Here is a 1630-nt window from a genome sequence, read left to right on the forward strand (position 1 = left end):
TTGTTACTACTCTTGTTCGGTCAAATGGGCACTCTGGAGGTGATTATTGCCCCCCTCTCTCTAGCAAGGGAAAGTCAACAATCCAATCGTGCACCATCACATTGCCATTAGGAAAAGGTAGATGCTGATATTAATTCTTTATCTTGAGAAAGTTGACAAAGTTCTGGGTTTATTTCCTTAATGTTAAATGTATTTATACAACATCTGATGGATAGAGTGAGGTAGAATAAAGCTGGTAGTGTTTAGAGTGCTTAATTCAATCTTTTCGCCATAAAATTATTGGTATTGACAACGAAATCAAAAAAGGAACAATGTCTGAAGCAAGATAAAGAAAAAGGTGAGAATTTAACACTAATGATTCCCCAGATAGTATTAAAAATAGTATTGAAATGAGTGGAACCATACATTCCATAGCCCAAGAAAGCAAAACTTTTCTATAGGGCCCTTCTTTGGTTTTTATACGGCGATATAATAGGTAGAATATTGAATCAACACCAAAGTACATAACTAGGAATGCGGGCATAATCCCAGTATAAAAGTTATAATTATATGAAATTATCTGACTTTTAGAGTTTAGATACAGTAGCCTAGAAAATACAATCACGATCAAAAATATAAAAACAACTACAGTTACTGTAGTATATATGTTTATTTTCCTCATTTCATTGGAGATATTTTTCATTTTTTAATCACCACGGTGGGGTAAGGCTGGGCCATACGTTAGAGTGTGGAATATAACTTTGAATATATGGTAGGGTATCCGAAGGATTTACTGTCGTGAGGAACGGGAAATATTTCCATCCTGTATAAGTAGGCGCTCCTCCATTAAATGGTGTTATCTGATTGGAATGGGCACCTAATTCTCCATAGGCTCCAGTATCCCATGGATCCCACCACTTACCCTCTGATATATCTATTTCAACATAGGGAATTTGGCTCCCGCAAGTAGTGGTATGCTCATTTCCGAACACTGCCCATCCTGCAACCGTAACGGCCTCTAAAATGACTGCTGCCGCAGCAACAAATGGATTACTCCACAACAGTGCTCCCGTGGCAGTGGTTGAGACCAACGTTATAATGCCTAACATGATACCATAATCTCTTAAACCAATTCCTCCATAAAAAGTAGTTGATCCATAGAAAACCCAAGCCTGTCCCCAGCTGAAAGATTGGTGGTAAGTTTTAGGATCTACATTCACCAGATTCGATCTGTTTCCGTTCTTTATGAGAAAATGGGAATTAATGTTTGTCCTATCCTTCGAATTTTTATTTTCATGCATAGCAGTATAAATTGTTATGGAATTGTTTGTTGTACTAATCGTATCTCTGAACCCGTGACCAGTAATAACTTCAGTTTTCCAGGCTTGATATCTACTTACTTGAATACCTTTCTCCAAAACATAAGTGTAAGAATTATTTTTTCCATTTGCGAATTCGGCTAAAACCGACTTTGCTTTAATTGTATATTTGCTAGGAATACTAACTTTTTGCCATTTCAGGTTAGTGTGTCCAAAAAAGGAGGATAAATTCTGGTTAAATTCGACGTGGTTCATCCTGGTTGAATCATTAAAGGCATTTCGGTTTACGGGTTGTCCTTTCAAGTTTGATACACTGTTTATTTTTGTCTGTG

The 1630-nt window shown here is 36.9% G+C and carries 2 protein-coding genes; both read right to left on the reverse strand.

Annotated elements, in window-relative coordinates:
* Window positions 1-256: 256 nt before the first annotated feature.
* Window positions 257-682 carry a hypothetical protein gene (locus AMDU4_RS11210; protein ID WP_290705175.1) on the reverse strand — a complete coding sequence of 142 codons (426 nt, stop codon included), beginning with the start codon at window positions 680-682 and terminating at the stop codon, window positions 257-259.
* Between the two features lie 7 nt (window positions 683-689).
* Window positions 690-1630, reverse strand: a 941-nt coding sequence (locus AMDU4_RS11215) for a hypothetical protein (RefSeq protein ID WP_290705178.1), incomplete at its 5' end; no start/stop codon positions are given.

Source organism: Ferroplasma sp. Type II, assembly GCF_000496155.1.

What these genes read in the sequence shown, in the direction of transcription:
- AMDU4_RS11210 (WP_290705175.1), bottom strand. Translation starts at nt 682, where the DNA reads ATGAAAAATATCTCCAATGAAATGAGGAAAATAAACATATATACTACA.